The sequence below is a fragment of the Bradyrhizobium sp. WSM4873 genome (genome assembly GCF_055811355.1).
The window spans coordinates 145198-169619 of record NZ_JBVVPS010000009.1; the positions used below are offsets into that span (position 1 = coordinate 145198).

The 24422-nt window shown below is 63.3% G+C and carries 26 protein-coding genes; 12 read left to right on the top strand and 14 right to left on the bottom strand.

The genetic code is table 11. The features are described from left to right. Positions 1-33 precede the first annotated feature (33 nt). Positions 34-1224 (bottom strand): glutamine-hydrolyzing carbamoyl-phosphate synthase small subunit, encoded by a 1191-nt coding sequence (gene carA / locus AC0L21_RS15255; RefSeq protein ID WP_473262659.1) that lies wholly within the window; start codon positions 1222-1224, stop codon positions 34-36. Between the two features lie 146 nt (positions 1225-1370). On the opposite strand from carA, the gene AC0L21_RS15260 reads away from it, so the two are divergent. The 4 genes from AC0L21_RS15260 (at position 1371) to AC0L21_RS15275 (ending at position 5680) form a co-directional block, all read left to right on the top strand. Beyond that, complete coding sequence (locus tag AC0L21_RS15260) at positions 1371-2099, top strand: alpha/beta fold hydrolase (protein WP_473262660.1); 729 nt, start codon at positions 1371-1373, stop codon at positions 2097-2099. Between the two features lie 34 nt (positions 2100-2133). Further along, entirely contained in the window at positions 2134-2589 is a 456-nt protein-coding gene (locus tag AC0L21_RS15265) for a GatB/YqeY domain-containing protein (RefSeq protein WP_473262661.1), read from the top strand. Between the two features lie 221 nt (positions 2590-2810). Next, positions 2811-3950, top strand: a complete 1140-nt coding sequence (locus AC0L21_RS15270) for an epoxide hydrolase family protein (protein WP_473262662.1) — start codon at positions 2811-2813, stop codon at positions 3948-3950. Between the two features lie 119 nt (positions 3951-4069). Next, entirely contained in the window at positions 4070-5680 is a 1611-nt protein-coding gene (locus AC0L21_RS15275; protein WP_473262663.1) for an acyl-CoA synthetase, read from the top strand. Positions 5681-5692: 12 nt separating this feature from the next. Here AC0L21_RS15275 and AC0L21_RS15280 read toward each other — a convergent pair whose 3' ends face one another. Then, positions 5693-7921, bottom strand: coding sequence for an ATP-binding protein (locus AC0L21_RS15280; protein WP_473262664.1), 2229 nt, complete (start codon positions 7919-7921; stop codon positions 5693-5695). A gap of 315 nt (positions 7922-8236) precedes the next feature. On the opposite strand from AC0L21_RS15280, the gene AC0L21_RS15285 reads away from it, so the two are divergent. Then, a complete protein-coding gene (locus AC0L21_RS15285) occupies positions 8237-9010 on the top strand; it encodes a DUF2189 domain-containing protein (RefSeq protein WP_247428535.1) in 774 nt (257 codons plus the stop codon). 27 nt (positions 9011-9037) lie between these two features. Here AC0L21_RS15285 and AC0L21_RS15290 read toward each other — a convergent pair whose 3' ends face one another. Together AC0L21_RS15290 and AC0L21_RS15295 are read right to left on the bottom strand one after the other, a co-directional pair. After that, on the bottom strand, positions 9038-9229 hold the full coding sequence (locus AC0L21_RS15290; protein ID WP_473262665.1) for a hypothetical protein: 192 nt from the start codon (positions 9227-9229) through the stop codon (positions 9038-9040). Beyond that, positions 9229-10035: a transglutaminase-like domain-containing protein gene (locus AC0L21_RS15295; RefSeq protein WP_473262666.1), complete on the bottom strand. Its 807-nt coding sequence runs from the start codon at positions 10033-10035 to the stop codon at positions 9229-9231. The genes AC0L21_RS15290 and AC0L21_RS15295 overlap by 1 nt, the downstream gene beginning before the upstream one ends. A gap of 389 nt (positions 10036-10424) precedes the next feature. Here AC0L21_RS15295 and AC0L21_RS15300 point away from each other — a divergent pair, with 389 nt between their 5' ends. Beyond that, on the top strand, positions 10425-10604 hold the full coding sequence (locus tag AC0L21_RS15300; RefSeq protein WP_473262667.1) for a hypothetical protein: 180 nt from the start codon (positions 10425-10427) through the stop codon (positions 10602-10604). An 18-nt stretch (positions 10605-10622) separates the two neighbouring features. Here AC0L21_RS15300 and AC0L21_RS15305 read toward each other — a convergent pair whose 3' ends face one another. The 3 genes from AC0L21_RS15305 to AC0L21_RS15315 are packed head-to-tail and all read right to left on the bottom strand — an operon-like array spanning position 10623 to position 11909. Next, the gene (locus tag AC0L21_RS15305; protein WP_473262668.1) at positions 10623-11135 is read right to left on the bottom strand and encodes an SRPBCC family protein; all 513 of its coding nucleotides are present in this window, start codon (positions 11133-11135) and stop codon (positions 10623-10625) included. Continuing rightward, positions 11132-11602, bottom strand: coding sequence for an SRPBCC family protein (locus tag AC0L21_RS15310; RefSeq protein ID WP_473262669.1), 471 nt, complete (start codon positions 11600-11602; stop codon positions 11132-11134). Before AC0L21_RS15310 ends, AC0L21_RS15305 begins: the two co-directional genes overlap by 4 nt. Continuing rightward, positions 11595-11909 carry an ArsR/SmtB family transcription factor gene (locus AC0L21_RS15315; protein WP_473262670.1) on the bottom strand — a complete coding sequence of 105 codons (315 nt, stop codon included), beginning with the start codon at positions 11907-11909 and terminating at the stop codon, positions 11595-11597. The genes AC0L21_RS15310 and AC0L21_RS15315 overlap by 8 nt, the downstream gene beginning before the upstream one ends. Positions 11910-12074: 165 nt before the next feature. On the opposite strand from AC0L21_RS15315, the gene AC0L21_RS15320 reads away from it, so the two are divergent. Then, positions 12075-12695, top strand: coding sequence for a LysE family translocator (locus tag AC0L21_RS15320; RefSeq protein ID WP_007614658.1), 621 nt, complete (start codon positions 12075-12077; stop codon positions 12693-12695). 11 nt (positions 12696-12706) lie between these two features. Here the strand turns inward: AC0L21_RS15320 and AC0L21_RS15325 are convergent, their stop codons facing one another. Next, positions 12707-13513, bottom strand: coding sequence for an N-formylglutamate amidohydrolase (locus AC0L21_RS15325; protein ID WP_473262671.1), 807 nt, complete (start codon positions 13511-13513; stop codon positions 12707-12709). 91 nt (positions 13514-13604) lie between these two features. On the opposite strand from AC0L21_RS15325, the gene AC0L21_RS15330 reads away from it, so the two are divergent. Together AC0L21_RS15330 and AC0L21_RS15335 are read left to right on the top strand one after the other, a co-directional pair. Beyond that, positions 13605-14516 (top strand): transglutaminase family protein, encoded by a 912-nt coding sequence (locus AC0L21_RS15330; RefSeq protein WP_473262672.1) that lies wholly within the window; start codon positions 13605-13607, stop codon positions 14514-14516. 184 nt (positions 14517-14700) lie between these two features. Then, positions 14701-15099, top strand: coding sequence for a gamma-glutamylcyclotransferase family protein (locus tag AC0L21_RS15335; RefSeq protein WP_473262673.1), 399 nt, complete (start codon positions 14701-14703; stop codon positions 15097-15099). On the opposite strand, the gene AC0L21_RS15340 is transcribed toward AC0L21_RS15335, so the two are convergent. Next, entirely contained in the window at positions 15096-15659 is a 564-nt protein-coding gene (locus AC0L21_RS15340; RefSeq protein ID WP_473262674.1) for a chlorite dismutase family protein, read from the bottom strand. The two genes, AC0L21_RS15335 and AC0L21_RS15340, sit on opposite strands and share 4 nt — an antisense overlap. Positions 15660-15851: 192 nt before the next feature. Between AC0L21_RS15340 and dnaG the strand changes: the two genes are divergently transcribed. Together dnaG and rpoD are read left to right on the top strand one after the other, a co-directional pair. Then, entirely contained in the window at positions 15852-17864 is a 2013-nt protein-coding gene (dnaG, locus tag AC0L21_RS15345) for a DNA primase (RefSeq protein WP_473262675.1), read from the top strand. A 377-nt stretch (positions 17865-18241) separates the two neighbouring features. Next, complete coding sequence (rpoD, locus tag AC0L21_RS15350) at positions 18242-20389, top strand: RNA polymerase sigma factor RpoD (protein WP_473262676.1); 2148 nt, start codon at positions 18242-18244, stop codon at positions 20387-20389. Between the two features lie 75 nt (positions 20390-20464). On the opposite strand, the gene AC0L21_RS15355 is transcribed toward rpoD, so the two are convergent. Genes AC0L21_RS15355 through AC0L21_RS15365 form a run of 3 tightly spaced genes read right to left on the bottom strand, consistent with a single transcriptional unit; the run spans position 20465 to position 22033 of the window. Continuing rightward, a complete protein-coding gene (locus tag AC0L21_RS15355) occupies positions 20465-20932 on the bottom strand; it encodes an ASCH domain-containing protein (RefSeq protein ID WP_473262677.1) in 468 nt (155 codons plus the stop codon). After that, positions 20925-21704 (bottom strand): hypothetical protein, encoded by a 780-nt coding sequence (locus AC0L21_RS15360; protein ID WP_473262678.1) that lies wholly within the window; start codon positions 21702-21704, stop codon positions 20925-20927. The genes AC0L21_RS15355 and AC0L21_RS15360 overlap by 8 nt, the downstream gene beginning before the upstream one ends. Further along, positions 21704-22033, bottom strand: coding sequence for a GNAT family N-acetyltransferase (locus AC0L21_RS15365; protein WP_473262679.1), 330 nt, complete (start codon positions 22031-22033; stop codon positions 21704-21706). Before AC0L21_RS15365 ends, AC0L21_RS15360 begins: the two co-directional genes overlap by 1 nt. Before the next feature lie 109 nt (positions 22034-22142). Here AC0L21_RS15365 and AC0L21_RS15370 point away from each other — a divergent pair, with 109 nt between their 5' ends. Then, positions 22143-22523: a thiol-disulfide oxidoreductase DCC family protein gene (locus AC0L21_RS15370; RefSeq protein WP_473262680.1), complete on the top strand. Its 381-nt coding sequence runs from the start codon at positions 22143-22145 to the stop codon at positions 22521-22523. A gap of 18 nt (positions 22524-22541) precedes the next feature. On the opposite strand, the gene AC0L21_RS15375 is transcribed toward AC0L21_RS15370, so the two are convergent. Then, positions 22542-22778, bottom strand: a complete 237-nt coding sequence (locus tag AC0L21_RS15375; RefSeq protein WP_007614643.1) for a hypothetical protein — start codon at positions 22776-22778, stop codon at positions 22542-22544. Positions 22779-23368: 590 nt separating this feature from the next. Beyond that, a complete protein-coding gene (locus AC0L21_RS15380; protein ID WP_473262681.1) occupies positions 23369-24298 on the bottom strand; it encodes an OmpA family protein in 930 nt (309 codons plus the stop codon). Positions 24299-24422 lie beyond the last annotated feature (124 nt).

The window sequence follows — 24422 nt, forward strand, 5'->3', positions numbered from 1 at the left end:
TGTCATGACGTCAATTGCGAAAGAGTGCGCGCCCTACGCGGTCTTCTTCTGCCGCATCAGATCCGCAAAACGCTGGAACAGATAGTGCGAGTCGCGCGGACCCGGTGAGGCCTCGGGGTGGTACTGCACCGAGAACACCGGCTTGCCATCGAGCTGGATGCCGCAATTGGAGCCGTCGAACAGCGAGATGTGGGTCTGGGTCGCGCCCGTCGGCAGGGTGCTCTCGTCCACCGCAAAGCCGTGGTTCATCGAGGTGATCTCGACCTTGCCGGTGGTCTCGTCCTTGACGGGATGATTGGCGCCGTGATGGCCCTGATGCATCTTCTTGGTCTTGGCGCCGACGGCGAGGCCGAGCATCTGATGGCCGAGGCAAATTCCGAAAGTCGGCGTGCCCGACTTGATCACGTCCTGGATCACGGGCACGGCATATTTGCCGGTCGCGGCCGGATCGCCGGGACCGTTGGACAGGAACACGCCGTCCGGCTTCATCGCAAGGATGTCCTCGGATGACGTCGTTGCCGGCACCACCGTCACCTTGCAGCCGACGCCCGCGAGCAGGCGCAGAATGTTGCGCTTGATGCCGTAGTCGATGGCGACCACGTTGAACTCAGGCTTGTCCTGACGGCCAAAGCCCTTGTCCCAGAGCCAGGGCGTCTCGTCCCAGGTGAAGCGCTGGCCGGAGGTGACCATCGGCACGAGGTCCATGCCCTCGAGCCCCGGCCATTCGCGCGCTTCTTCCTTCAGGCCGTGCAGGTCGAACTCGCCGTCCCTGGCGTGCGCGATCACGGCGTTGGGCATGCCCTTGCCGCGGATCAGCGCGGTCAGTGCGCGGGTGTCGATGCCGGAAAGGCCGATGATGCCGCGCGCCTTCAGCCACTGGTCGAGGTGTTTGGTGGCGCGGTAGTTCGAGGGATCGGTGATCGCGGTGCGCAGGATCACGCCGCGCGCGCCGGGCGTCGCGGCCATGTTCACCGTCTCGATGTCGTCGTCGTTGGTGCCGACATTGCCGATATGCGGGAACGTGAAGGTGATGAGCTGGCCGGCATAAGAGGGATCGGTGAGGATCTCCTCATAGCCGGTCATCGCGGTGTTGAAGCAGACCTCACCGACGGCTTGACCTTCGGCGCCGAGGCCAAAGCCTTCCAGCACCGTGCCGTCGGCAAGCACCAACAGCGCGGTCGGTTTGTGGTCCGGCCAGGCGGGATCGTTGTCATGTTGTGTCATGAGCCCGGTTCATAGTCTCCGCGGGCGCCGACGTCAAAGCGGAGATGCGCCGATTCACATGCGTTTTTGCATATTTGACAGATCGCCTTCGGCCCCTAAGCTCCGCGGCATAATTTCCGGCAAATTCCGGGGCTTGGGAGGCAATAATGGACCAGACGACGCCGATTCTGCTGGTTCCGGGACTAGCCTCCTCGGCCCGGATCTATGCACCGGTGATCCCGTCGCTGTGGCGGTTCGGCCCGGTGATGGTCGCCAACCATGTTCGCGACGACAACATGGCGGCGATCGCCCGGCGGGTGCTGAGCGAGGCGCCGCCGCGCTTCGCGCTCGCCGGCCATTCCATGGGCGGCTACATCGCCCTCGAGATCATGCGCCAGGCGCCCGAGCGGGTGGCCAGGCTGGCGTTGATCAACACTCAGGCGCGGCCCGACACGGAGGAGGCGACCACGCGCCGCCGTGGCCTGATGGAGCGGGCCAGGCGCGGCGAGCTGCGTGCCGCGCGCGAGGAGATGTTTCCCGAACTGGTGCATCCGTCGCGCCGCGACGATGCCGGTATTCGCCAGCTCGTGCATGAGCAGGGCGAGGACGTCGGCGTCGAAGGCTATCTGCGACAGCAGACTGCGATCATCGCGCGGGTCGATTCGCGGCCGACGCTTGCGACGATCAAATGCCCGACATTGGTGCTGACGGGCGATCAGGACAACACGATTCCCAACGCATTCTCGAAGGAGATGGCGGAGGGCATTGCCGGTGCAAGGCTCGTTATGTTGGAGAATTGCGGACACCTGCCGCAGCCGGAGCAGCCTGCGGCGACGGTGCGGGCGCTGGTCGAATGGCTGGGACCCCCGGTTGTCTCAGGGCCGCGAACGGCCTAGATCAGGCGTCGGACATGCAAAAGGGATCACGACCATGCTGCGCGACGACATCAACAATGCGGTCAAGGAGGCCATGAAGGCCAAGAACGAGCGCAAGCTGTCCACGCTGCGCATGGTCAACTCGACCATCAAGAATGCCGACATCGAGGCGCGCGGCAGCGGCAAGCCGCCGCTCTCGGATGCGGACCTGCTCGGCGTGTTTCAGAAGATGATCAAGCAGCGTCAGGAATCGGTCGAGCTCTACGCGAAGGGCGGACGTGCCGAACTCGCCGCGCAGGAGCGCGAGGAGATCGCGGTGATCTCGGCGTATCTGCCGAAGCAGATGTCGGACGATGACGTGAAGAAGGCGATCTCGGACGCGGTCGCGGAGACGGGCGCCGCCGGCATGAAGGACATGGGCAAGGTGATCGCCGTGTTGAAGACGAAGTACGCCGGCCAGATGGATTTCGGCAAGGCGTCCGGTTTGGTGAAGGCTGCTCTGACGGGCTAGTTCTTGCCCTCTCCCCTTGTGGGAGAGGGTGGATCGCCGCGTAAGCGGCGAGACGGGTGAGGGGTCTCTCTCCGCGTGTACCACTCTGACGACAAGAATTTGCCGATAGAAACCCCTCATCCGGCGCTTCGCGCCACCTTCTCCCACAAGGGGAGAAGGTGCACCTTTGATGCGGCGCCCGTTCGGTCTACTCTCCCCGATAGACAAATCGGGAGCAACCGATGACAGGCACCATCAAGCCGTTTCGCATCGCCATCAGCGACGACATTCTCACCGACCTCAAATCGCGCCTCGCCCGCACGCGCTGGCCGGAGGCGGAGCTGGTCGACGACTGGAGCCAGGGTGCGCCGCTGAAATGGATCCAGGAGATCTGCACCTATTGGGCCGATGGCTACGACTGGCGTGCGCGCGAGGCAAAACTCAATCGCTTCGAGCAGTTCACCACCGAGATCGACGGGCTCGACATCCATTTCCTGCATGTGCGCTCGAAGGAGCAGTCGGCGCTGCCGCTGATCATCACCCATGGCTGGCCCGGCTCGATCGTCGAATTCCAGAAGGTGATCGCGCCGCTGGTCGATCCTGTCGCGCATGGCGGCAATCCCGCCGATGCCTTCCACGTTGTCTGTCCGTCGCTGCCGGGCTTTGGGTTCTCCAGCAAGCCGAACACCACCGGCTGGGGCGTCGATCGTATCGCCGCGACCTGGGCCAAGCTGATGGACCGGCTCGGCTACGCGCGTTATGGCGCGCAGGGCGGCGACTGGGGCTCGGCGGTGACGACCTCGCTTGGCATGCAGGACGCCGAGCATTGCGCCGGCATCCACATCACGCTCGCCTTTAACGCCACGCCGAAAGTCGAGGGCGAACCGACGCCCGAAGAGAAACGCGCGCTCGCCGGCCTCAAGCATTACGTCGACCTCGACTCCGGCTATTCGAAGCAGCAATCGACGCGGCCGCAAACACTCGGTTACGCTCTGACCGATTCGCCGAGCGGACAGGCGGCCTGGATTCTGGAAAAATTCTGGGCCTGGACCGATTGCAACGGTCATCCCGAAAACATCTTCACCAAGGACGAGCTGCTCGACAACGTCATGCTCTACTGGGCGACGGAGACGGCGATCTCGTCCGCGCGGCTCTATTGGGAAAGCTTCGGCAAGCGCCGGACCACGCCGGTCGTCAAGGTGCCGACGGGCGTCGCTGTCTTCCCCAAGGAGATCATCACGCCGGTGCGGCGCTGGATGGAGCCGAACTTCCACAACATCACGCATTGGAGCGAAATGGAGAAGGGCGGCCATTTCGCCGCATTCGAGCAGCCGGAGCTGTTCGTGCGCGATGTCCGCAAGTTCTTCGCGACGGTGCGCTGAAACGCAATCTGCGTCATGCCCGGGCTTGTCTCGGGCATCCACGCCCTTAAACTCAGGCCAAACAAGAACGTGGATGGCCGGAACAAGCCCGGCCATGACGACGCTGCCGGGAAACGACCATGCTCACCGAAGCCAGCACCTACGATGAACTCTACGGCAATTTCCGCTGGGACATCCCGGCGCGCTTCAACCTGGCGGAGGCTTGCTGCGATCGCCACGCCGACGGAACCGGCCGGCTGGCGTTGGTCTATGTCGACGAGAACGGTGCCATCACGCGTACATCCTTCGACGACGTCGCTGAGATGTCGCGCCGCTTCGCCAACGTGCTGAAGACAGATGGTCTTGCCAGCGGCGACCGAATCGCGGTGTTCCTGTCACAGTCGCTGGAGCTGCCGATCGCGCACATGGCCGCGTTCCGATCGGCGATGATCTCCATTCCGCTGTTCGCGCTGTTCGGCGAAGACGCGCTGGAATTCCGCCTGTCGAACTCGCAGGCCAAGGCGATCGTCACCGACGCGGGCGGCTGGGAGAAGCTTTCGAAGATCCGCGACCGTCTGCCGGCGCTGAAGAATGTCTACATCGTTGGCGAACGAACGCCGGCGGGCACGACATCGTTCTGGAATTCGGTCAAGGCTGCATCGCTCGACTTCACGCTGGTGGACACGTCTGCGAAGGATCCCGCGCTGATCATCTACACCTCCGGCACGACAGGTAATCCGAAGGGCGCGCTGCACGCACACCGCGTCGTGCTCGGACATCTCCCCAATGTCGAGATGTGCCACAACTTCCTGCCGCGCCCCGGCGATCTGATGTGGACGCCGGCAGACTGGGCCTGGATCGGCGGCCTCATCAACGGCCTGTTCGCGTTCTGGTATCACGGCATTCCCCTGGTCGGTCACCGCGCGCGAAAGTTCGAGCCGCAGGCGGCGATGCAGATGATGGCCGATCTCGGCGTGCGCAATGTCTTCCTGCCTCCGACCGCGCTGAAGCTGATGCGGCAGGCCGGCGTGACGCATCCGGGCGTCAGGCTGCGCAGCATCTTCACCGGTGGCGAGTCCCTCGGCGGCGAGATGCTCGGCTGGGTGCGCGAGACTTTCGGCATCGACGCGCATGAGGTGTTTGGGCAGACCGAATGCAATCTCGTGATCGGCAGCAACGCGAATCTGTTTCCGATCCGCCCCGGTTCGATGGGCAAGGCGACGCCGGGTTTCGATGTCCGCATCGTCAACGACAGAGGCGAGGAGCAGCCGCGTGGCCAGCGCGGCATCATCGGCGTGCGCCAGCCATGTCCTTGCACGATGCTCGAATACTGGCGCAATCCGGAGGCCACGGCGAAGAAGTATGCCGGCGAGTTCCTGCTCACCGGCGATCTCGGCGTGCAGGATGAAGACGGTTACTTCTGGTACGTCAGCCGCGAGGACGACGTCATCACCACCGCCGGGTATCGGGTCGGCCCGTCCGAGATCGAGCACACGCTGATGAAGCACCCGGCGGTGGCGATGGCGGCGGTGGTCGGCATTCCCGATCCGATCCGCACCGAATCGATCAAGGCCTGGATCGTGCTGCGCCCGGGCTTTGCCGCCGGCGACGCACTCGCGCGCGAGATCCAGGAGTTCGTCAAGGTGCAGCTCGCCGCCCACGAATATCCACGGTTCGTTGAGTTCGCGGAGACACTGCCAATGACCGCGACAGGCAAGGTACTGCGGCGTGAGCTGCGGGCACGCGGATAGGACATCGTCGTCTTACTGCGACGGCGTCGACAGCGCGGACCGCAGCATCGCGGCGAGGTCTCGCCGCCGGAACGGCTTGGATAGGATGCGGGCATCGCCGATCCTGTCGGGCGCCTTGACGGGATTTTGGCTGTAGCCGGAGGTGAAGAGCACCTTGAGCCCTGGACGCAACTCGATTGCTTGCCTCGCAAGCTCCGGCCCGAACATGCCGCCGGGCATCACGACGTCGGTGAACAGCAGGTCGATGTCCCCGGACTGGCGCAACAACTCGAGCGCCGCCGGGCCGCTCGCCGCGGTGATGACGCGATAGCCGAGCGTCTTCAGCTCGCTTTCGACATAAGTCCGAACCATGTCGTTGTCCTCGACGACAAGAATGGTCTCGCTTCCTTCGCGCGCGACGATCCCTTCGGCGGGTGTGGCGTCCTCGTTTGGCGGTGTTGCCAGGCGGGGAAAGAACAGCCTGACGGTGCTGCCTTGTCTCGGCGCGGACTGCATCTGCACCAGCCCGCCGGACTGCCGCACAAACCCGTAGACCATGCTCAGGCCGAGCCCGGTTCCCTTGCCGACCTCCTTGGTGGTGAAGAACGGCTCGAACGCCCGGCTCGCCACCTCGGCGGTCATGCCGCTGCCGGTGTCGGTCACGGCCACCATGACATAGTCGCCAGGTCGCGGCTCGCCATTGATGTCCAAGTCGGATTCACCGAGCGAGACATTGCGCGCCTCGATCGTCAGCCTGCCGCCCAACTGCATGACATCGCGCGCGTTGAGCACGAGATTGAGCAGCGCAGTCGTTAGCTGGCCGGGATCGATGCTGATCAACCACAGGTCCGGTGCGAGCGCGAAGGTGCATTCGATGTGCTCGCCCAAGGGCCGGCGCAACAAGTGCTCCATCTCCCTAAGCTTCTCGCCGATGTCGATCTCTCGCGGCCTCAGGGGCTGCTTGCGCGCGAAGGCGAGCAGGCTCCGCGTCAGGTCGGAGCCGCGCTCGGCGGCCGTCGCGATGTCGCCGGCGATCCGGTGCAACTCCTTGTTCCCCGCCAGCCTGTCGGCAAGATGCTCCGAATTGCCGAGAATGACGGTGAGGAGATTGTTGAAGTCATGCGCCACGCCGCCGGTGAGCTGGCCCATGGCCTCCATCTTCTGGGATTGGCTGAGCTTCTGGTTGAGGTCCGCGATGGCCGCGCGTTGCTGCTCGAGCGACTCGGCGGTGCCGTTGAGCAGGGTCATCAATCCGCCCAGCTCGCCGCGCGGATGGGGAGGAGGAATTCGCGCGCTGAGATCGCCGAGCCCGAGTCTCTTCGCCATATTGGCGAGCCGCCCGACCTGGCGCCCCACGCTCACGGTCGCGAGGATCCATACACCGGCCAGCAGCAGCAGCAAGGCCACCGCGAGGATCGCCATGTCCTCGTAGAGCCGGCGATTCGCCGCCGCCACCAATCCGTCCTTGGACCGTCCGACCAGGATGTAGAGGCCGGCATCACGGATCGAAGGCGCGTGGGCGACGGCCCAGACCTGCGTGCGGCCGTCGCGATCGGTCACTTCCTGAAATGCCTTTTGATCGGGAGCCGTCGCGAAGCGGAGCAGGTCGGATCCCGCAATCGACGCGCCCACGGGCGCGGTCCAGCCGGCTCCCGAGGGAGCGACGAGAACGGTGCCCTTGCCGTCGATGAGCAGGATATCCTTCTCCGCGAGCAGCCGTTTGTGATGATACTCGGCGAATTTGCGCAGGTTGAACGAGGCGAGCAGCACCAGCTTCAGCGCGCCCGCTTCCGATCGCACCGGATATGCGATCTGGAGCACCGATATTCCGGTCAGCCGGCCGAAGACCGGCTCGACCACGACGCTGCGCGAGACCAGGGCCTCCTTGAAATAGGCGCGATCCCTCAGATCGAGGGTGCGGTTGGTCCGCAGCGAGTCGCAGAACAGGCTGCCGTCCGGGTCGATGGTCAGGATTCCTGTGAACTGCGGGTATTCCTCGCGCACGTCCGACAGAAACGCCGAGCACGCCGCCTTGTCGCGCGTGTCGAGGTCGCGCGCACGGGCGAGACCATAGTGAAGCTGTGCGGTGCCCTGAATCTTCTCGCCCAGATCACTCGCAATGTCGTCGGCCGAGGCCGCCAGATTGGCCAGGGCGGCGTTGATTTCGCTGCTCCGATTCTGCACGAAACGCAGCCCGACGAGGCTCGCCGGCACCAGCATGGCCGCGATGACGAGTATCAGTAGCCGGGTACGCAAGCTCATCGGTCGGACAATCCATTCCGGTCATCGCGCTGCTCGTTCAAGGACCCAATTTGCGGCACCACCCTCCGCTCAGTCCATAGGCATCGGGCCGAAAAAGTCTCCGGCGGGGAAAGATTTCGAGCCGCGTGCAGCACGGATGAGCTCCCCGAACGGAGCGCCGCAGTCGGCGCGATGGCTTTCGCCGGTCTGCGCCGGCGGCGTCGGGATACCGTCGTCCGGCAATCCAACTCGCGCGTGCGCGCCGGCCGCGGGAACGCTAAGATCGAGGTCATCCGCGTGCGACGGAGATCGCGCCGGCCAACGAGGAGGAAGCTGATGTCCATTTCGGGCAAGGTCGATCCGGTGGTGCGTCCCGTCGCGGCGACCGACATCGCCGAGGCGCTGGTCGAGGGCCTGCGTGATTTCCAGGCGCTGCCGCTTTACGGCCTTTGCTTCGGTGCGCTCTACGCCGCCGGCGGCATTGCCATCATGCTGTGCTTCACGGCGTTCGGCATGGTCTATCTGGTCTATCCGCTGGCCGCCGGCTTCGCGCTGCTCGGGCCGTTCGTGGCGATCGGGCTCTATGAAGTCAGCCGCCGTCGCGAGCGCGGCGAGCCGGTCTCGCCCGGCGCGATCTGGTCGGCCGTGCGCGCGCGGAGCGAGATCGGTTGGATGGCCTTCGTCACGCTGTTCGTGTTCGTGGTCTGGATGTATCAGGTGCGGCTTCTGATCGCGCTGCTGCTCGGCCTGCATGCCTCGTTCTCGAGCCTTCAGGAATTCATGACGGTGGTGCTGACCACGAACGAGGGCTTGCTGTTCCTCGGCATCGGCAACGCTGTCGGAGCGGTGCTGTCGCTGATCCTCTTTTCGCTGACCGTGGTGTCGTTTCCGCTGCTGCTCGACCGCGAGGTCGATTTCGTCACCGCGATGGTGACGAGCGTGCGCGCGGTCGTGGCCAGCCCGCTGCCGATGATTGGCTGGGCCGCGGTGATCGTGATGGTCCTGATCGTCTCCGCGCTGCCGTATTTTCTGGGGCTGGTGGTGACGCTGCCCGTGCTCGGGCACGCGACTTGGCATCTTTATCGGCGGATCGTGGTGCCGGTGGCGTAACAGCGAGCCGGACGCAACGGCAGCGAGCTATTCGCCCGTTGCCAGCCGGCGCGCGCCTGATGAAGTCAGTTCGAGTTCACCGAGGCGCCTGATCGCATAACCGAGGTTGGTCAGCCGCTCGCCGTGCGCTTGCGGAATTTCGCCTTGCGCCTTGCCCTTGCCGATCTCGGCCAACGACGCAAATTCATCGGCGCTGAGCCCAACGCTGCTGTCTGTCATCAGGCAACCTCGTCGGTCCATACTTTGAAATTGAGCAGCTTATTGGGACCGAAGGTCTGGGTGATCGGGACGTCCGCGGCATCGCGTCCTTGTGCGATCAGCACGCGGCCGATTCGCGGCGTGTTGTTGCGGGGATCGAACATGTGCCAGCTTCCGCCGAGATAAGCCTCGAACCAGCCGGCGAAATCTCCCGCGGCCCAGGGCTTCGGCGTGCCGATGTCGCTGAGATAGCCGGTGCAGTAGCGCGCCGGGATGTTCATGCAGCGGCAGAACGCGATGGCAAGATGAGCATAGTCGCGGCACACGCCCTTGCCTTCGTCGTAGGCCTCCCGCGCCGTCTTGGTTGCGCGCGCGTGCTCATAGCCGAAAGCGATATGACGATGAACGAAATCGCAGATGGCCTGGACCCGCGCCCAGCCCGGCTGGGTGTGCTCGAACAGTTTCCATGCGATATCCGACAGGCGATCGGTCTCGCAGTAACGACTGCCGAGCAGATAGACGAGCGTGTCCGTCGGCAGCGCCTCGACGGCGTGCTGAGCCGCCTTCGGGAACACCGGGTCGGGCAGGCCGCTGTCGCTCACGACGCCGTCGCCGGCAAGGCGAAAGGCGCCGGCCGGCGCCACGATGCGGCTGCACCAATTGCCGAAGAGATCGCGATAGGGAGTGATCGGCACCGAGGGTCTCGTGGTCACCAGGTCGGGCACGATGACATCGGAGGCGCGGGTGAAGTGGGTGCCCAACACCATGATCATCGGTGTGGGCTGCGGGAATTCGTACAGCATCTCAAACCCAACGCGGAGCTTCATACGATTTTCCCTTGGCTAAGCTCCCAACATGGCTACGAAGCGGCCGATCACAAGGCTTTGACGGCCTATTCGCTCGCGCGCGGCATTTGGCGCCTCAAAAGTGCGGCACGGGCGAGAAAACGATAGCTAATTGCGGCGATTGCGCGCACGGTGCGGGAATGTCGAAAGATCTGTCGTTTCTGCGCCTATGCAGCGCCACGACTATTCGCGCCACGTGAAGCGCCTCATTTCCTCGCGCGGCGGAGCCGACTCATCGCGACGTCGCAACAGCGGTCGTTGCGCATATTGCCGCTCCAGCGGGTGTGTTGGACGCGGCAGCTCGTGCCGCAGACGCCTGAAGGTTTCACCGCGGTTCGGTCGAGAGATCGAACGCCAACCGAAAGCACCAGATGCAAGCTCTCTCCCCACGGCACGTCAAGACAGAAGAAGCGCTCCGGCTCGGCGTCGAGTCGGGCTGGTACGCGATCAAGGTCAGCGGGACCTTTGTCTCCGGCCCGCACGATTCGGAAGCGGATTGCAGTCGTAAGATCGACGAAATCAATCCGCCTCTGGTGAAGAAGAAGCGATGACGGCGCGGAGTTCGCCCGCTACGGCGTCTTGATACCCATCGCCTTCAACGCTTCCAGCATCTGCGCCGGCGGCGCCATCTTGATCTGCGGCGCCTTGCCCGTTTCCAGCAGGCTCTTCAGCCCCGACAGGATTGCGGGCCAGCCGGTGCGGCCGCCGGAAAGAATGTCATCGCTAAGCGGGCGGTCGTGACGTTCGCTCATGGTGAGGCGGACGGCCTCGCCGGCTTGTTCGATCTCGTAAGTGACAAGCGTGGTGCCGAGCTTTGCGACGAGGTCGGGCCAGTTGACGTTCCACGTCACCGTCAGCTTGTTCGGCGGATCGTATTCGAACACATCGCCCGAGATGTGTTCCGATCCGTCAGGCGCGCGCACGACGAATTTGCCGCCGAGTCTTGGCTCCAACTCAACCGCAAAGCCGGAAAAATATTTGCGGCTGAACTCGGCGGAGGTCAGGGCCTCCCACACCTTGTCCGGCGTCGCGGCGATGTAAATGGTGTAGACGGTGAGCGGCTTGAAGTGATCGAGTTTCATTTTGCATCGAATCCCTTGTTGAGGGCTGCGCGCGGAATGGCCAGCTCTTTGCCGCTTTCCAGCAGGCTCTTGAGACCGGACAGGATCGCCGGCCAGCCGTTGGACACGGCGCCGAGATATTTGCCGCCTTCGACGAAGCCGTCATGCAACACGGTCAAACGCACGAGCGAGCCGAACGGTTCGATGGTGAAGACCACCCGGGAGATCGGTTCGCCGCGCAGCTCTTCGTATTTCTGGTGCTTGAAGCTGTAGGACAATCGCCGCGGCGGATCGGCTTCGAGGATCTCGCCGGAATCGGTGGTCTCGCCGCCCAGCAGCAGCGCGAAAGGGGATCCGATTTTCCAGTCGGATCTGACCTCGGCGCCGAACCAGTATTGCTTGGTGAACTCGCTCGATGTCAGCGCCTCCCACAGCCTCGTTGGCGTGGTCTCGATGTAGGTGACATAGACGAATTGCGGATTACTCATCACGCTTCTCCAACTGGCGTTTCAACTCGCCGAGTGCGGCGAGCTTGCCGCGCTCGAATTTCTTGATCCAGCGGTCGCCGATCTGATGGATCGGAACCGGATTGAGATAGTGCAGCTTCTCCCGGCCGTGCCTGATGGTCGTGACCAGATTGGCCTCTTCCAGAATCGCAAGGTGCTTGGTCACCGCCTGGCGCGTCATCGCGAGACCTTCGCAGAGCTCGTTCAGCGTCTGGCCGTTCCTGGCGTGAAGCCTGTCGAGCAGCGACCGTCGTGACGCATCGGCGAGCGCTTTGAAGACCTCATCCATGGCCGCGATAATATGCAACCGAATGGTTGCCTGTCAAGATGGTGATGTAGCGCGTGGTGCTCGTGTTCCTGGAGACGCGAGACGAAGACGTGGGTGACGGCGGCGCTGGACGGAAAATGAGTGCCATGCATTAATGCCCCAAACCGCTGTCAGCGAGTCCTCCCCATGATGTCTCTGCAAGCCTATCTCGCCTTCCTTGCCGCCTGCGTCGCGCTCGCGCTGCTGCCGGGTCCGATCGTCACCCTCGTCATCGCCAACGGGCTGCGCCACGGCACGCGTGCGGCGCTGACCAATGTGGCCGGTGCGCAGGCCGGCCTCGCTATCGTCATCGGCATCGTCGCGGTCGGCCTGACCTCGCTGATGGCGACCATGGGCTACTGGTTCGACTGGGTGCGCTTTGCCGGCGCCGCCTATCTGGTCTGGCTCGGCGTCAAGCTGATCTGGGCGCCGGTCGAGGGCGTCAATGTGGACCAGCCGCCGGCGCCGCCGCGCGGCGGATTCTTCCTGCAAGGTTTCCTGGTGCTGCTGTCGAACCCGAAAGTGCTGGTGTTCTTCGGCGCCTTCATCCCGCAGTTCATGGACATGAACCGCGACCACTTTCCGCAGGTCGCGCTGCTGGGCGCAACCTTCATGGTCACTGCGGTGATGACGGACGCGCTCTACGCCATCGCCGCCGGGCGGGCCCGAAAGTTCTTTTCGGCTCGCCGCACGCGCATGATGTCGCGCATCTCCGGCGGCTTCATGATCGGCGGCGGCATCTGGCTGGCGCTGACCAGGGCGAAATAGCCGCCATCGGGCTAGTCGACCAGCCTCTGCGCCCGCAACTCAAGCTCGATCTCTGCAAAAATCCGCGCCAGCCGCTCGGCCCATTGTTGCTGGCCGGACTGGTCGGCGATCAGATCCTGGCGGATCTCGATGCCGGTGTTGACGAGACCACGGGCTTCGCCGTGCACGGGGATGGTGTAGTCGGTGAGGTCGTTCACCGCGTAGGGCTCGTTGTCGCCGACGACGAGATCACTCTCTCTGCGCAGATGCTTGAGCAGCAGCTGCGGCAGCACGGTGTCGCGATTGTAGAGCGCGCCGATGTGCCAGGGCCGCGCGACGCCGGCGTAAACGGGGGTGAAGCTGTGCAGCGACACCAGCACCGTCGGCCGCTTGTCGTGCACGCGGCAGTCGATCGCGGCATCGATATGGCGGTGATAGGGCTCGAAAATCTCGCGCCGGCGCGCTTTGCGCTCCTGCTCCGAAATTCCCTCGTTGCGCGGGATCGCGGTTGCTTCGGAAATCACGGGGATCGAGCTCATTGCGGCGGGCGGGCGGTTGCAGTCGATCACCAGCCGCGAATAGCGCTGGGCGATCAGATGTGCGCCCAGCATCTCTGCAAGCCGGTCGGCGACCCCCGCGATGCCGATGTCCCAGGCGATATGCCGCGTCAGTTCGCCTCCCGCGACGCCGAGATCGCCGAGCGCGCGCGGCAACACCCGCCCGTAATGGTCCGAGGTGAGCAAAAAAGGCGATGTCCCTTGCGCGTTCACCTCGTGCACGGGGGGGACGTCACCCTCGCTGAGCAGTTGATTGGTCGCCTCGATTGTGTCTAAAGCCATCCTGATTGCCTAATGAAACAGCAGTCACCCCGAAGAATCGGGCGGGATTGCTATAGATTGGTCTGCCCGACCCCACCATGATTGCCTGACGATGCCGCTGCTGACGATTCATCACAAGACCGAATATCGCTACACCCGCTCCGTGGCGTTCGGCGAACACAGGATCATGCTGCGTCCGCGCGACGGGCATGATCTGCGCGTGCTCGACTCCAGGCTCGAGATCTCGCCGGAGCCGATGTCGCTGCACTGGATCCACGACGTGTTTGGCAATTCCGTCGCGATCGCGAATTTCGACGAGCGCGCGGACACGTTGGTCTTCGACTGGCACGTCACCGTCGAGCACAATCCGGTCGAGGAGTTCGCGCTGACGCCGGACGACTCGGCCTATTTCTATCCGTTTGCCTATGACGACGAGGAATTTCCCGACCTCGTCCACTACATCACGCCGCAATACACCGACCCCGACGGCGAGATCGCGGAATGGGCGCGCGGCTTTCTCGACGAGGACGCGCCGACGCCGACCTTCAAGATCCTGAGCGGAATGACCCACGGCATCCGCGAGCGGTTCAAGTACCGCAAGCGCCACGAGCTGGGCACGCAGCATCCGCTCGACACCTTGCAGTCCGGTAGCGGGACCTGCCGCGACTACGCGCTGTTCATGATCGAGGCGCTGCGCCATCTCGGCATCGCCGCACGATTCGTCTCCGGCTACATCTTCCTGCCGGAGGATATCGAGCAGCGCCATGTCGGCGGTGGTTCGACGCATGCCTGGGTGCAGGTCTACCTGCCGAGCGCGGGCTGGATCGAGTTCGATCCGACCAACGGCATCGTCGGCACCCGCGACCTCATCCGCGTCGCGGTCGCACGCGATCCGCGACAGGCGATCCCGCTGCACGGCGTCTATATCGGCCCCGCGGGCGCGTTCGACGCCATGGACGTCTCCATCAGGGTGGTGTCGGACGAGCAACGCAGCGGCGAGGAGCTGGAGGCGGAGGTTTCGTAGCCGCTCACCGTCGTCTTCCTGGCGAAAGCCAGGACCCATTACCCCGACTGTCAGTGTGGTGCGACGTTGTAGCTGTCGAGTTGCCCGTTCCCGTGTTCGGTGGCTATGGGTCCTGGCGTTCGCCAGGACGACAGTGGAATGTGTGGCGCTGTCGCTCCGCATCATTCGCAGCTATAGAGCCCCCATGACCTCCGATCGTCTTTTCGTCTACGGCACGTTGATGCGCGGCTTCGATCATCCGATGGCGCGGCTGCTTGCGGGCCACGCTGATTTTCTGGGTGAAGCGACCTGCCGCGGCCGGCTCGTTCTGGTGAAGCATTATCCGGGGCTGCTGCTCTCCGATGTGCCGTCCGACCGCGTCCACGGCGAACTCTTTCACCTGCGCGTGCCCGCCGAGCTGTTGCGCGAGCTCGACATGTACGAGGCCTGCGGCGAGGGCTTTCCGGAGCCGACCGAATATCTGCGCAGACTGGTCGACGTGACAGGCGCGGACGGGGTGACGGCACCGGCCTGGACTTACATCTACAACTGGCCCGTCACCGATCTGCCGCGTATCGAATCCGGCCGCTTCCTCGATCACTAGGCCGACAGCACTTCCTTCACCGCGCGGACGTCGACCTCGCGCTCGACATAGCTCCACTCCTCGGTCCGCCTCAGCATCGCGACCAGCTCCTCGAACAGCGAGGCGTGGGCGGGCGCGAATTCGAACCAGGTCAGGAAATCGAAGGGCCCGCCGAGGTCGCGGCAATGATAGAGCTGGCGCGCGATCGCGGGCAGGAAGCGCAGGCTGCTCGCGATGTGATGCGATTTGTCCTCGAATATCCTGCGGCGCTCTTCCTGGGTCAGCTCCCACCAGGCCTGCGACTTGCGGATCGGGATCAGCGCCGCGCTGGTTGCTTCGAGCCGACCGAGGCCGGCCTGCACGGCAGTGAGCTGCTGCTTCTCGGCGCGCTCGGTGTAGCGCAAGCTGCTCGCGACACCGACCAAGCGCCAGGCATTGCGCGAGGGCACTAGCGGCAATGCGATGGCCTCGCTGTCGGTGACCGACAGCGCCGGCATGAAGGCGAGGGGGTCGCCCGTGACAGGCGAAATCGAGGTGATGCGCCAACCCCCACTCTGGCCGCCTCGGAAGGTCCTGAACATCGCCCATGGAAGCGTGGAACCGAGGCGGGTTCAAGGCCTCTGGCAGTCCGGGCTCACACTCCGCGGGCGCCGGGATGACCGAAGGGCTGTGAACAGCGCGTATAAGCCTGACAAACCTGACTTCTGGACGGGGCGTCCCTATATCCCTGATCCCTTCGCCCGACTCACACGGTTTCGCGTTACACAGAGCCCATGCGCTTCACGCCCCAATTCCTCGACGAGCTGCGTGCCCGGCTTTCGGTCTCCGAAGTCGTGGGCAAGCGCGTCAAGCTGAAGAAGGCGGGGCGGGAGTGGAAGGGGCTGTCGCCGTTCCAGCAGGAAAAGACGCCGTCCTTCTACGTCAACGACCAGAAGGGCTTTTACCACGACTTCTCCTCGGGCAAGCACGGCGACATCATCAGCTTCATGATGGAGACCGACGGCCTGCCGTTCGCGGAGGCCGTGGAGCGGCTCGCCAATATGGCGGGCCTGCCGCTGCCGGCGGTGACGCCGGATGCGGCGCGTCAGGAGCAGCGCCGCCGTTCGCTGCATGACGTGATGGATCTCGCGGCGAAGTTCTTCGCCGAGACGCTGGCCTCGCGCGTCGGCGCCAAGGCGCGCGGCTATCTCGCCGACCGCGCGATCTCGCCGGCGACGCAATTGCAGTTTCGGCTGGGCTATGCGCCGCCCGATCGCTTCGCGCTGAAAGAGCATCTCGGCAAGCTCGGCGTCTCCGTTGACGACATGGTCGAGACCGGCATGCTGGTGGCCGGCAACGACATCCCAGTGCCCTATGATCGCTTCCGCGACCGCGTGATGTTTCCGATCACCGATTTGCGCGGCCGCGTCATCGCCTTCGGCGGGCGCGCGCTGGAGAAGGACGTTCCGGCCAAGTACCTGAACTCACCAGAGACGCCGCTCTTTCACAAAGGCGACAATCTCTACAACCACCAGACCGCGCGCAAGGCCACCCATGACGGCAGCGCGCTCGTCGTGGTCGAAGGCTATGTCGACGTCATCGCCATGGTCACCGCGGGCTTTGCCGGCAGCGTGGCGCCGCTCGGCACCGCGCTTACCGAAAACCAGCTCGCGCTGCTCTGGAAGATGGCGGACGAGCCGATCCTCTGCTTCGACGGCGACCGCGCCGGCCAGAAGGCGGCGTATCGTGCCGCGGATCTTGCCTTGCCCTTCCTCGCGCCCGGCAAGAGTCTTCGTTTTGCGCTGCTGCCGGAGGGGCAGGACCCCGACGATCTCGTGCGCTCCGGCGGTCGCGGCGCAATCGAGGAGGTGATCGCGGCAGCGCGTCCGCTCGCCGAGATGATCTGGTCGCGCGAGCTCGAAGGCGGCAATTTTGCCACGCCCGAGCGCCGCGCCGCGCTGGAGGCGCGCATCAAGGAGCTCTCCAACGGCATCCGCGACGAGGTGGTGCGGCGCTATTATCGGCAGGATCTTGCCGAGCGGCTTCAGCGCGCCTTTGCCCCCGAAGGCGGGCGCGGCGGCTTTGGCGGCCGTGGCAATTTCCGCCCCGGCTCGGCCGGTCGCCAGTTCCAGCCCCGCGGCGGGGGAGGCGCGAATCGATTCGGCGGTCAGGGATTTGGTGGAGGCCGCCGCGGCCCGCCCGGTCCCGTCCAGCTGCCCTCGGGGCCCTACCAGGCGGCGAGCGCGCAGCTGGCGGCAAGCCCGATCATGCGCGGCCAGCGCAGCGCGATTTCCCGCCGCGAGGCCCTGATCCTGCAAATCCTGATCAACCATCCCTGGCTGCTGCACGATCACCTCGAGGAAGTCGCGGCGCTGGAGCTCGCCCATCCCGAGGTCCATAAGCTCCGGGCCGGCATCATCGCCGCCTTTGCCAACGACCATCACCATTCGCCGGACCCCGGCGAGCTCGCCGAGAAGATGCGCAGCGACCTTGAGAAGGGCGGATTTTCCCAGGCTCTTCAAAGGGTTGAGGGCGGCATCACGACCGCGGCGGTGTGGGGCGCCCGCGAGGGCGCCGCACGGGACGACGTTCTCTCCACCTGGCATCAGCTGGTCGCCTTGCATCGGCAGTACCATTCACTACTTAGAGAGCTGAAAGACGCCGAGCTGGCCTTGGGGGAGGATCCCAGCGAGGCCAACATGGCGTGGCTGCGCGACGTCAAGGCTCGGATAGGCGAAGTCGACGGCACCGAGGCCCTGATCGAGGGTTTTGGCGAGCTGTCGGGCCGGTTCCAGAAGAGCGTGTGATGAAAGAATCATGCGGACGGCCGGGACCGGAACCGCTAAAAGACTCGCCAAATCCGAGGTTTGGCGGCAAAAACAGGGTTAATCGAGGCTTAACGGTCTTGTAGCACTTTGGCCACCAGGCGGCCGCAGGCAGAACAGACGCGTCAGGAATGAATCCGCGCATTTGCTGTTGGCACTATACCTGCAACCGCTGCGACAAAGAGGCTCTACGAAGCGTTAGGCAAATCCGGCGAGTGAAAGGTCGGGGGTGGCGACAAGAGGTCCGCGCCGCCCTTTCCGTGTCGAGATCTGACGAAGCGAGAGCATCGAGCAACAGGTTCAAGTGATTTCACGCGGGCGCGGCGAACGTCTGTGTGAAACGCGTTTAGGAGCAATGGATGGCCACCAAGGCAAAGACGCTGCAGGCGAAGGACAAGGAAAAAGACGACAAGGCAGCGGACGCGCCGGAGAAGGACTCCCAGGACGCGCCCTCGCCGTTGCTCGATCTGTCCGACGCGGCCGTGAAGAAGATGATCAAGCAGGCCAAGAAGCGCGGCTTCGTGACCTTCGATCAGCTCAACGAAGTTTTGCCGTCCGACCAGACCTCTCCCGAGCAGATCGAGGACATCATGTCCATGCTCTCGGACATGGGCATCAACGTCACCGAAGCCGACGATAGCGAAGGCGAGGAGGACAAGGACGAGGCCGAGGACGAGACCGACAACGAACTCGTCGAAGTCACCCAGAAGGCCGTCACCGAGGTCAAGAAGAGCGAGCCGGGCGAGCGCACCGACGATCCCGTGCGCATGTATCTGCGCGAGATGGGCACCGTCGAGCTGCTGTCGCGCGAAGGCGAAATCGCGATTGCGAAGCGCATCGAGGCCGGCCGCGAGGCGATGATCGCAGGGCTGTGTGAAAGCCCGCTGACCTTCCAGGCCATCATCATCTGGCGCGACGAGCTCAACGAAGGCAAGATCTTCCTTCGCGACATCATCGATCTCGAAGCCACCTACGCCGGGCCCGACGCCAAGGCCGGCATGAACAATGCGATGATCGCGGGTCCCAACGGCGAGACCAGTGAAGCGACCGCCGAAGGCGGCCAAGCCACCGGCGCCGCGCCCGCGCATGTCGCGCCGCCAGCCGCACCGCCGGCGCCGACCCCGTTCCGCGCCGCGCCTGCGCCCGGCAATGCCGGGGAAGCCGCGAAGGATCCGGCGGAGTCCGCCGCCGAAGCCGACATGGACGAGGACGACGAGTTCGAGAACCAGATGTCGCTCGCGGCGATCGAGGCCGAGCTCAAGCCGAAGGTCGTCGAGATCTTCGACAAGATCGCCGACAGCTACAAGAAGCTGCGCAAGCTGCAAGAGCAGGACATCCAGAACCAGCTCGAGAGCACCTCGCACGGCCCCTCGCTCTCGCCGCACCAGGAGCGCAAATACCGCAAGCTCAAGGACGAGATCATCGTCGAGGTGAAGTCGCTGCGCCTCAACCAGGCGCGTATCGACTCACTCGTCGAGCAGCTCTACGACATCAACAAGCGCCTCGTCTCGCATGAGGGTCGCCTGATGCGCCTTGCCGACAGCCACGGCGTCGCGCGCGAGGACTTCCTGCGCAACTACACCGGCTCGGAGCTCGATCCGCGCTGGCTCAATCGTGTCTCGAAGCTGTCGGCCAAGGGCTGGAAGAACTTCGTCCATCACGAGAAGGACCGCATCAAGGACCTCCGTCACGAGGTGCATCAGCTCGCGGCGTTGACCGGCTTGGAGATCATCGAGTTCCGCAAGATCGTGCACTCGGTGCAGAAGGGCGAGCGCGAAGCCCGCCAGGCCAAGAAGGAGATGGTGGAAGCCAACCTCCGTCTCGTGATCTCGATCGCCAAGAAATACACCAACCGCGGCCTGCAGTTCCTCGACCTGATCCAGGAAGGCAACATCGGCTTGATGAAGGCGGTCGACAAGTTCGAGTACCGCCGCGGCTACAAATTCTCGACCTATGCCACGTGGTGGATTCGGCAGGCGATCACCCGATCGATCGCCGACCAGGCGCGCACCATCCGCATCCCCGTGCACATGATCGAGACGATCAACAAGATCGTGCGCACTTCGCGCCAGATGCTCAACGAGATCGGCCGCGAGCCCACTCCTGAGGAATTGGCCGAAAAGCTCGGCATGCCGCTGGAGAAAGTGCGAAAAGTCCTCAAGATCGCCAAGGAGCCGCTGTCGCTGGAGACGCCCGTCGGCGACGAGGAGGATTCACACCTCGGCGATTTCATCGAGGACAAGAACGCGATCCTGCCGATCGACGCCGCGATCCAGTCCAACCTGCGCGAGACCACCACGCGCGTGCTGGCCTCGCTCACCCCGCGCGAAGAGCGCGTGCTGCGCATGCGCTTCGGCATCGGCATGAACACCGACCACACGCTGGAAGAAGTCGGCCAGCAGTTCTCGGTGACGAGAGAGCGTATTCGTCAGATCGAGGCGAAGGCGCTGCGGAAGCTGAAGCATCCGTCAAGATCGCGGAAGCTGCGGAGCTTCCTCGACAACTGAGCGCGTACATCGATTCAAAGCAAAACGGCGGGCCAAGGCCCGCCGTTTTTTGTTCGCGCCTATCGCCGGCGCCGTTTAGCCAAACAGGTTTATCTGCTTGTCTACCGGCTTATACTTCCGACGCGAAAGATGCATCGATCTTCTTGCGCCGTTCAGGTGGCAGTAGAATTGGGGGGGATGAAAATTGCCGATAGTCTCTCGAATTTTGGCAAGCGGTAAAACCGCTTTCATTTCCATCACGTCCGTCAGAACCAAACCATACGCGATGTTACAGCCCTGAAAGTATGTCTCGAATTCCTCTCGTGATACTCCTGTCTTTTCCCCTAGCTTCTTCCAGAGCTGTGATGGGGGGGCGACCTCTATTCGATCTAGGCGTGCGTAACCTCGAATTGCCGCAGTCGGAGCTGTTGCATAAATCCAAACGCGGGAGCCGGGCACTACGTTAAGGCGCCTCTTTCTAAGCTCAACCGTCTTTGCTCCGCCAAAAATGCGGTCTGCATGTCGCGGCTTCAGCGAGATCAAAATTTCGTCCACATCAGTCATCGGAAAAACCAGCGTGAACAATTGATGCTAGCTGCTTGGCCGTTATGGGGGTCGCAGATACAAAGTTTGCCCCGCTGACGCAACCTAGCTCTTGCAACTTTCTAAATGAAACGGGTTTTTGCAGTATGATGAGATTGTCGAAAGTCGTTGCCAGAATCCTGTCGGACTTTGTCAGGGCTTCAATGTTGTCGACAACACCACCTCGCCGAAGAAGCTCCGGCGCGTTGCTTGAGGGGGTCGATGTCACATCTACAATTCGTCCCAGGGCAACAATCGCACCACGTCCCTTGCCGTTCCTTAAGGATTCATAGAACGCGATAACTGATCCGCGAATCATAACACGCGCAGCTCTGATTGTGTTGAAATAAGTCCGGCGTGACAAGAATTGTGCCTCCGGGACATCCAGAAACGAATACTGAGTATCGGTGCCGAGGAGGTCAGCGGCGAAGGATGGAGTGATTGGAGCAACGACCGCTTTGCGTTGGGGCAAAGCCAGCAAGGCTGGAGATATGAGAGTCTCGAGTTCGAAAAGCCCCATCGCTTTCGGTGTGCCGTTTGTTGAAATGGTCACTTCTGGCCGGCCATATCTGGGGCATTTCTCTTGAAGGGTCATGCCGGAAAGACGCTCGATGACCAATCTGGCATTGCTCCATGTTGTTTCGGTAATAGGTCCACCTAGCGCTACTTTGAAGAGGCCTGAGTGTCCGCGCGTCTGCTGGAAGCCCTGCCCCAAGGCGATTCTTCGGGTGATCGGCTGAGATGAAATGTCCATTAGCAGTAGCCCTCATGTTCTCCTTGAGCGATGAGCGTTCTTAGTAATGTGCTTGCATGCTGGTGGCGCCTATAATGAGGGGCCATAGCAATTTGTCGGACGCGCAAAACGGGGAAAATTCTACCGAAAAGCAGATGGCCTACATAAGAAGTCTTGTCTCCGTCCTGCACGACTAAGAGTATTAGTTTGCGCTGTCGAGCGGCCTCCGCATAGGCAGGTTTCGGCAAGAAGCCAAGTGCATCACGCTCGCTATCTGCTTGCGCGCTAATGGAATCTAAGAAGGGAGCAATATCTGAATAGTCTCGGCGAATGAAAAAGTGCTTAGCCATAAGGTGCTACCTTGCGTTGAAGTGTTATCTCCCCTCTTTTGTTGATTAGCAAGTAATTCTAGATGGATGGCTCCAGCCTCGACGTCGCAGGATCGACATCTATGCTTCGATGATGCCGGCCCACCTCACCGTCTGGTACAACACCCGCTGCCCCGTCTGCGATGCCGGCATCGACTGGCAGCGCAACAAGCTGTTGGCGCTGGTGCGCGCGGGCACGATTGAATTCAGGGATATCAACGAGCAGCCCGACGCGCTGGCGCACTTTGGCGCCACGCTCGACGACGTCAGGCGCCGCCTGCATGCGACCGATGAGGCCAACCGACTTATCGTCGGCGCGGATGTCGCGATTGCGCTGTGGCGGCTGACGCCGGGGGAGGGGTGGCTTGCGGGGTTGTTCGGCAATCGCGTGGCGCTGCCGTTCACCCGGTTCTTCTATGACCGGTTTGCCGATCTGCTGTTTGCCTGGAACAGGCGGAGCGGGCGCTGGTGAGCGCCTGCCTGGGTCGACCTACTTCTTCTTCGCGCCGACCCGCTCGAGGTTCTTGATTTCCAGCGCCGGGCGGCCGGATTTTTCGGCGATCTCGCGGTCCTGCTCCATGATGTAGGCGCGGGCCGGCTCGTCGCCGTCGAGGCCGCCGAGCAATTCGGCGGGCACGCGCCGGTTGGAGCGTTGGGAGCCGTCTTCATAGAAGACGTTGAAAAAGGCGAATTCGCCCTTGGGATTGGTTCCGGGTTTTTTGGCCATGGCCGGCTTTTCGTCGATCAGGGGGCCATAGTCAAATGACTTTGGCAGGTTTCCGGGGGCAGGCCCCGGGCCCTGCAGCGGCAGAACCGGCTGCGCGATCGATCGACGAACCGGTTTGCGGGCGGCGTGGATGCAGGGTGGAAGCGTCCAACACTTCGTAAAACCCGATGCGCTCCTTCGAGGAGACCCTTGTCTCACCCTTGCCTCAACAAACGGCGGGCCGCGAAGCCCGCCGTTTATTTTGGTCTTCAGTGTCGCCCGGGGCTGGCGGGGCGACAACCTAGAATAGAAGTTTATAACCGGCGCCATGCCGTGGCAAGGCAAATCGTTGGCGCTGCGATGTCGCAGCGAGCGCATCGGATATGCAGTGGTCGCGGCATCGCGTTTCGATCAGCGTCAATTGCTTGGATGACCAAATCACTTTGTTCATATTTCCTGCTCTCGCAATGCAGCGACAGGCGCCCGTCTTGTCAGAACGCGCGTTTGCCTGCACGTATTCCCGCGTGCGTGCAGAAGCTGCGGTGCCTAACATATGTTAGTGAGTTCCGCGCTTCGCGTTGTCCCATCACATTGCTCACGCAGCACCAGTCTTACGGCGCCACCAGCTCCACGCGCCGGTTGAGCGCGCGCCCGGCGTCCGATGCGTTGGATCCGACCGGCGCCAGCAATCCAACGCCGGCGGTGCGCAATCGCGCCTGCGCAATGCGAAAACTCTTCACCAGTTCGGCTGCGACGGCTTCGGCGCGGCGCTTCGACAGGTCGAGATTGTATTCATAGGCGCCCTGGCTGTCGGTGTGGCCGACGATGAAGACGTTGAGCTGCGGCTGGCTCGTCAGCAGCTTTGCGATCTGCTCCAGCGTCGGACGGCTTTCCGGTTTGAGCACCGCCTTGTCGGTGTCGAAATAGATGCCGTAGAGCGCGATGTGGCCGGTCTCGCCAAGTCCTTTCGCCATCGCGGCGGCATCCACCATCTTGTTCGCGATGGCGCCGAGCTCGACGACGGTGACCTGCGCGGTGACATCCTGGTTGTTCTGGCTGACCAGGACGCTGGCGAAGGTCTCGCGCCCGCCCTCGGTCTTGCGGCCGGCGTAGTAACGGTAGTTGAAACCATCGACCCACATCTGCGGGACCGGCAGCGTGTCGACGCCTTCGGTAAAGGGAATGGCGCCGCAGGCATCGGTGTCGCAGGCGAGCAGGGTCTCGAAGCCGGCTTTCGCAAGCTGCGTCTCGAAATTGCGCGACACTTCCAGGATCGAGGGTCCGGGACTGGTGCGATAGGCGATGCGAAAGACGCGGCCTTCGAGCCGCCGCGCATCGACGGGCTGGCCGTCCTTGAAGGGAGCCGCCTGCATCCGCGCTGCGTCAAAATCCTTCATCACATAGCCCGTGATGACGCTGCCGGCGAACCGGCCGATGCCGGGATAGTCGCGGCTACCTGCCACATCGCGCGTCTGCGCGGAAGCGGCAGTCAGGGTGAGGGAGAGCAAGGCGAGGATCCGGCGCGACATGGACATGATCATGAACATCTCGATCGGTTGGGGAGGGGGCGAGCGCATTTAATTTGTCGCAGGCAGGCAGCGATCGGTTCTGGCGAGGATTTGCCGCTTTGACGCGAATCCGGTTCCCGGGCATGATCGCGCGCTG

Bases quoted from the DNA above. Each gene is read 5' to 3' on its own strand.
- AC0L21_RS15370 (WP_473262680.1), top strand. From the start codon at position 22,143: ATGATGCCGGCCCACCTCACCGTCTGGTACAACACCCGCTGCCCCGTC.
- AC0L21_RS15330 (WP_473262672.1), top strand. From the start codon at position 13,605: ATGCCGCTGCTGACGATTCATCACAAGACCGAATATCGCTACACCCGC.
- AC0L21_RS15290 (WP_473262665.1), bottom strand. From the start codon at position 9,229: ATGACAGACAGCAGCGTTGGGCTCAGCGCCGATGAATTTGCGTCGTTG.
- AC0L21_RS15335 (WP_473262673.1), top strand. From the start codon at position 14,701: ATGACCTCCGATCGTCTTTTCGTCTACGGCACGTTGATGCGCGGCTTC.
- dnaG (WP_473262675.1), top strand. From the start codon at position 15,852: ATGCGCTTCACGCCCCAATTCCTCGACGAGCTGCGTGCCCGGCTTTCG.
- AC0L21_RS15285 (WP_247428535.1), top strand. From the start codon at position 8,237: ATGTCCATTTCGGGCAAGGTCGATCCGGTGGTGCGTCCCGTCGCGGCG.
- AC0L21_RS15360 (WP_473262678.1), bottom strand. From the start codon at position 21,704: ATGGACATTTCATCTCAGCCGATCACCCGAAGAATCGCCTTGGGGCAG.
- AC0L21_RS15280 (WP_473262664.1), bottom strand. From the start codon at position 7,921: ATGAGCTTGCGTACCCGGCTACTGATACTCGTCATCGCGGCCATGCTG.
- AC0L21_RS15260 (WP_473262660.1), top strand. From the start codon at position 1,371: ATGGACCAGACGACGCCGATTCTGCTGGTTCCGGGACTAGCCTCCTCG.
- AC0L21_RS15355 (WP_473262677.1), bottom strand. From the start codon at position 20,932: ATGACTGATGTGGACGAAATTTTGATCTCGCTGAAGCCGCGACATGCA.
- AC0L21_RS15315 (WP_473262670.1), bottom strand. From the start codon at position 11,909: ATGGATGAGGTCTTCAAAGCGCTCGCCGATGCGTCACGACGGTCGCTG.
- carA (WP_473262659.1), bottom strand. From the start codon at position 1,224: ATGACACAACATGACAACGATCCCGCCTGGCCGGACCACAAACCGACC.
- AC0L21_RS15295 (WP_473262666.1), bottom strand. From the start codon at position 10,035: ATGAAGCTCCGCGTTGGGTTTGAGATGCTGTACGAATTCCCGCAGCCC.
- AC0L21_RS15375 (WP_007614643.1), bottom strand. From the start codon at position 22,778: ATGGCCAAAAAACCCGGAACCAATCCCAAGGGCGAATTCGCCTTTTTC.
- AC0L21_RS15365 (WP_473262679.1), bottom strand. From the start codon at position 22,033: ATGGCTAAGCACTTTTTCATTCGCCGAGACTATTCAGATATTGCTCCC.
- AC0L21_RS15325 (WP_473262671.1), bottom strand. From the start codon at position 13,513: ATGGCTTTAGACACAATCGAGGCGACCAATCAACTGCTCAGCGAGGGT.
- AC0L21_RS15305 (WP_473262668.1), bottom strand. From the start codon at position 11,135: ATGAAACTCGATCACTTCAAGCCGCTCACCGTCTACACCATTTACATC.
- rpoD (WP_473262676.1), top strand. From the start codon at position 18,242: ATGGCCACCAAGGCAAAGACGCTGCAGGCGAAGGACAAGGAAAAAGAC.
- AC0L21_RS15310 (WP_473262669.1), bottom strand. From the start codon at position 11,602: ATGAGTAATCCGCAATTCGTCTATGTCACCTACATCGAGACCACGCCA.
- AC0L21_RS15265 (WP_473262661.1), top strand. From the start codon at position 2,134: ATGCTGCGCGACGACATCAACAATGCGGTCAAGGAGGCCATGAAGGCC.
- AC0L21_RS15270 (WP_473262662.1), top strand. From the start codon at position 2,811: ATGACAGGCACCATCAAGCCGTTTCGCATCGCCATCAGCGACGACATT.
- AC0L21_RS15275 (WP_473262663.1), top strand. From the start codon at position 4,070: ATGCTCACCGAAGCCAGCACCTACGATGAACTCTACGGCAATTTCCGC.
- AC0L21_RS15340 (WP_473262674.1), bottom strand. From the start codon at position 15,659: ATGTTCAGGACCTTCCGAGGCGGCCAGAGTGGGGGTTGGCGCATCACC.
- AC0L21_RS15300 (WP_473262667.1), top strand. From the start codon at position 10,425: ATGCAAGCTCTCTCCCCACGGCACGTCAAGACAGAAGAAGCGCTCCGG.
- AC0L21_RS15320 (WP_007614658.1), top strand. From the start codon at position 12,075: ATGATGTCTCTGCAAGCCTATCTCGCCTTCCTTGCCGCCTGCGTCGCG.
- AC0L21_RS15380 (WP_473262681.1), bottom strand. From the start codon at position 24,298: ATGATCATGTCCATGTCGCGCCGGATCCTCGCCTTGCTCTCCCTCACC.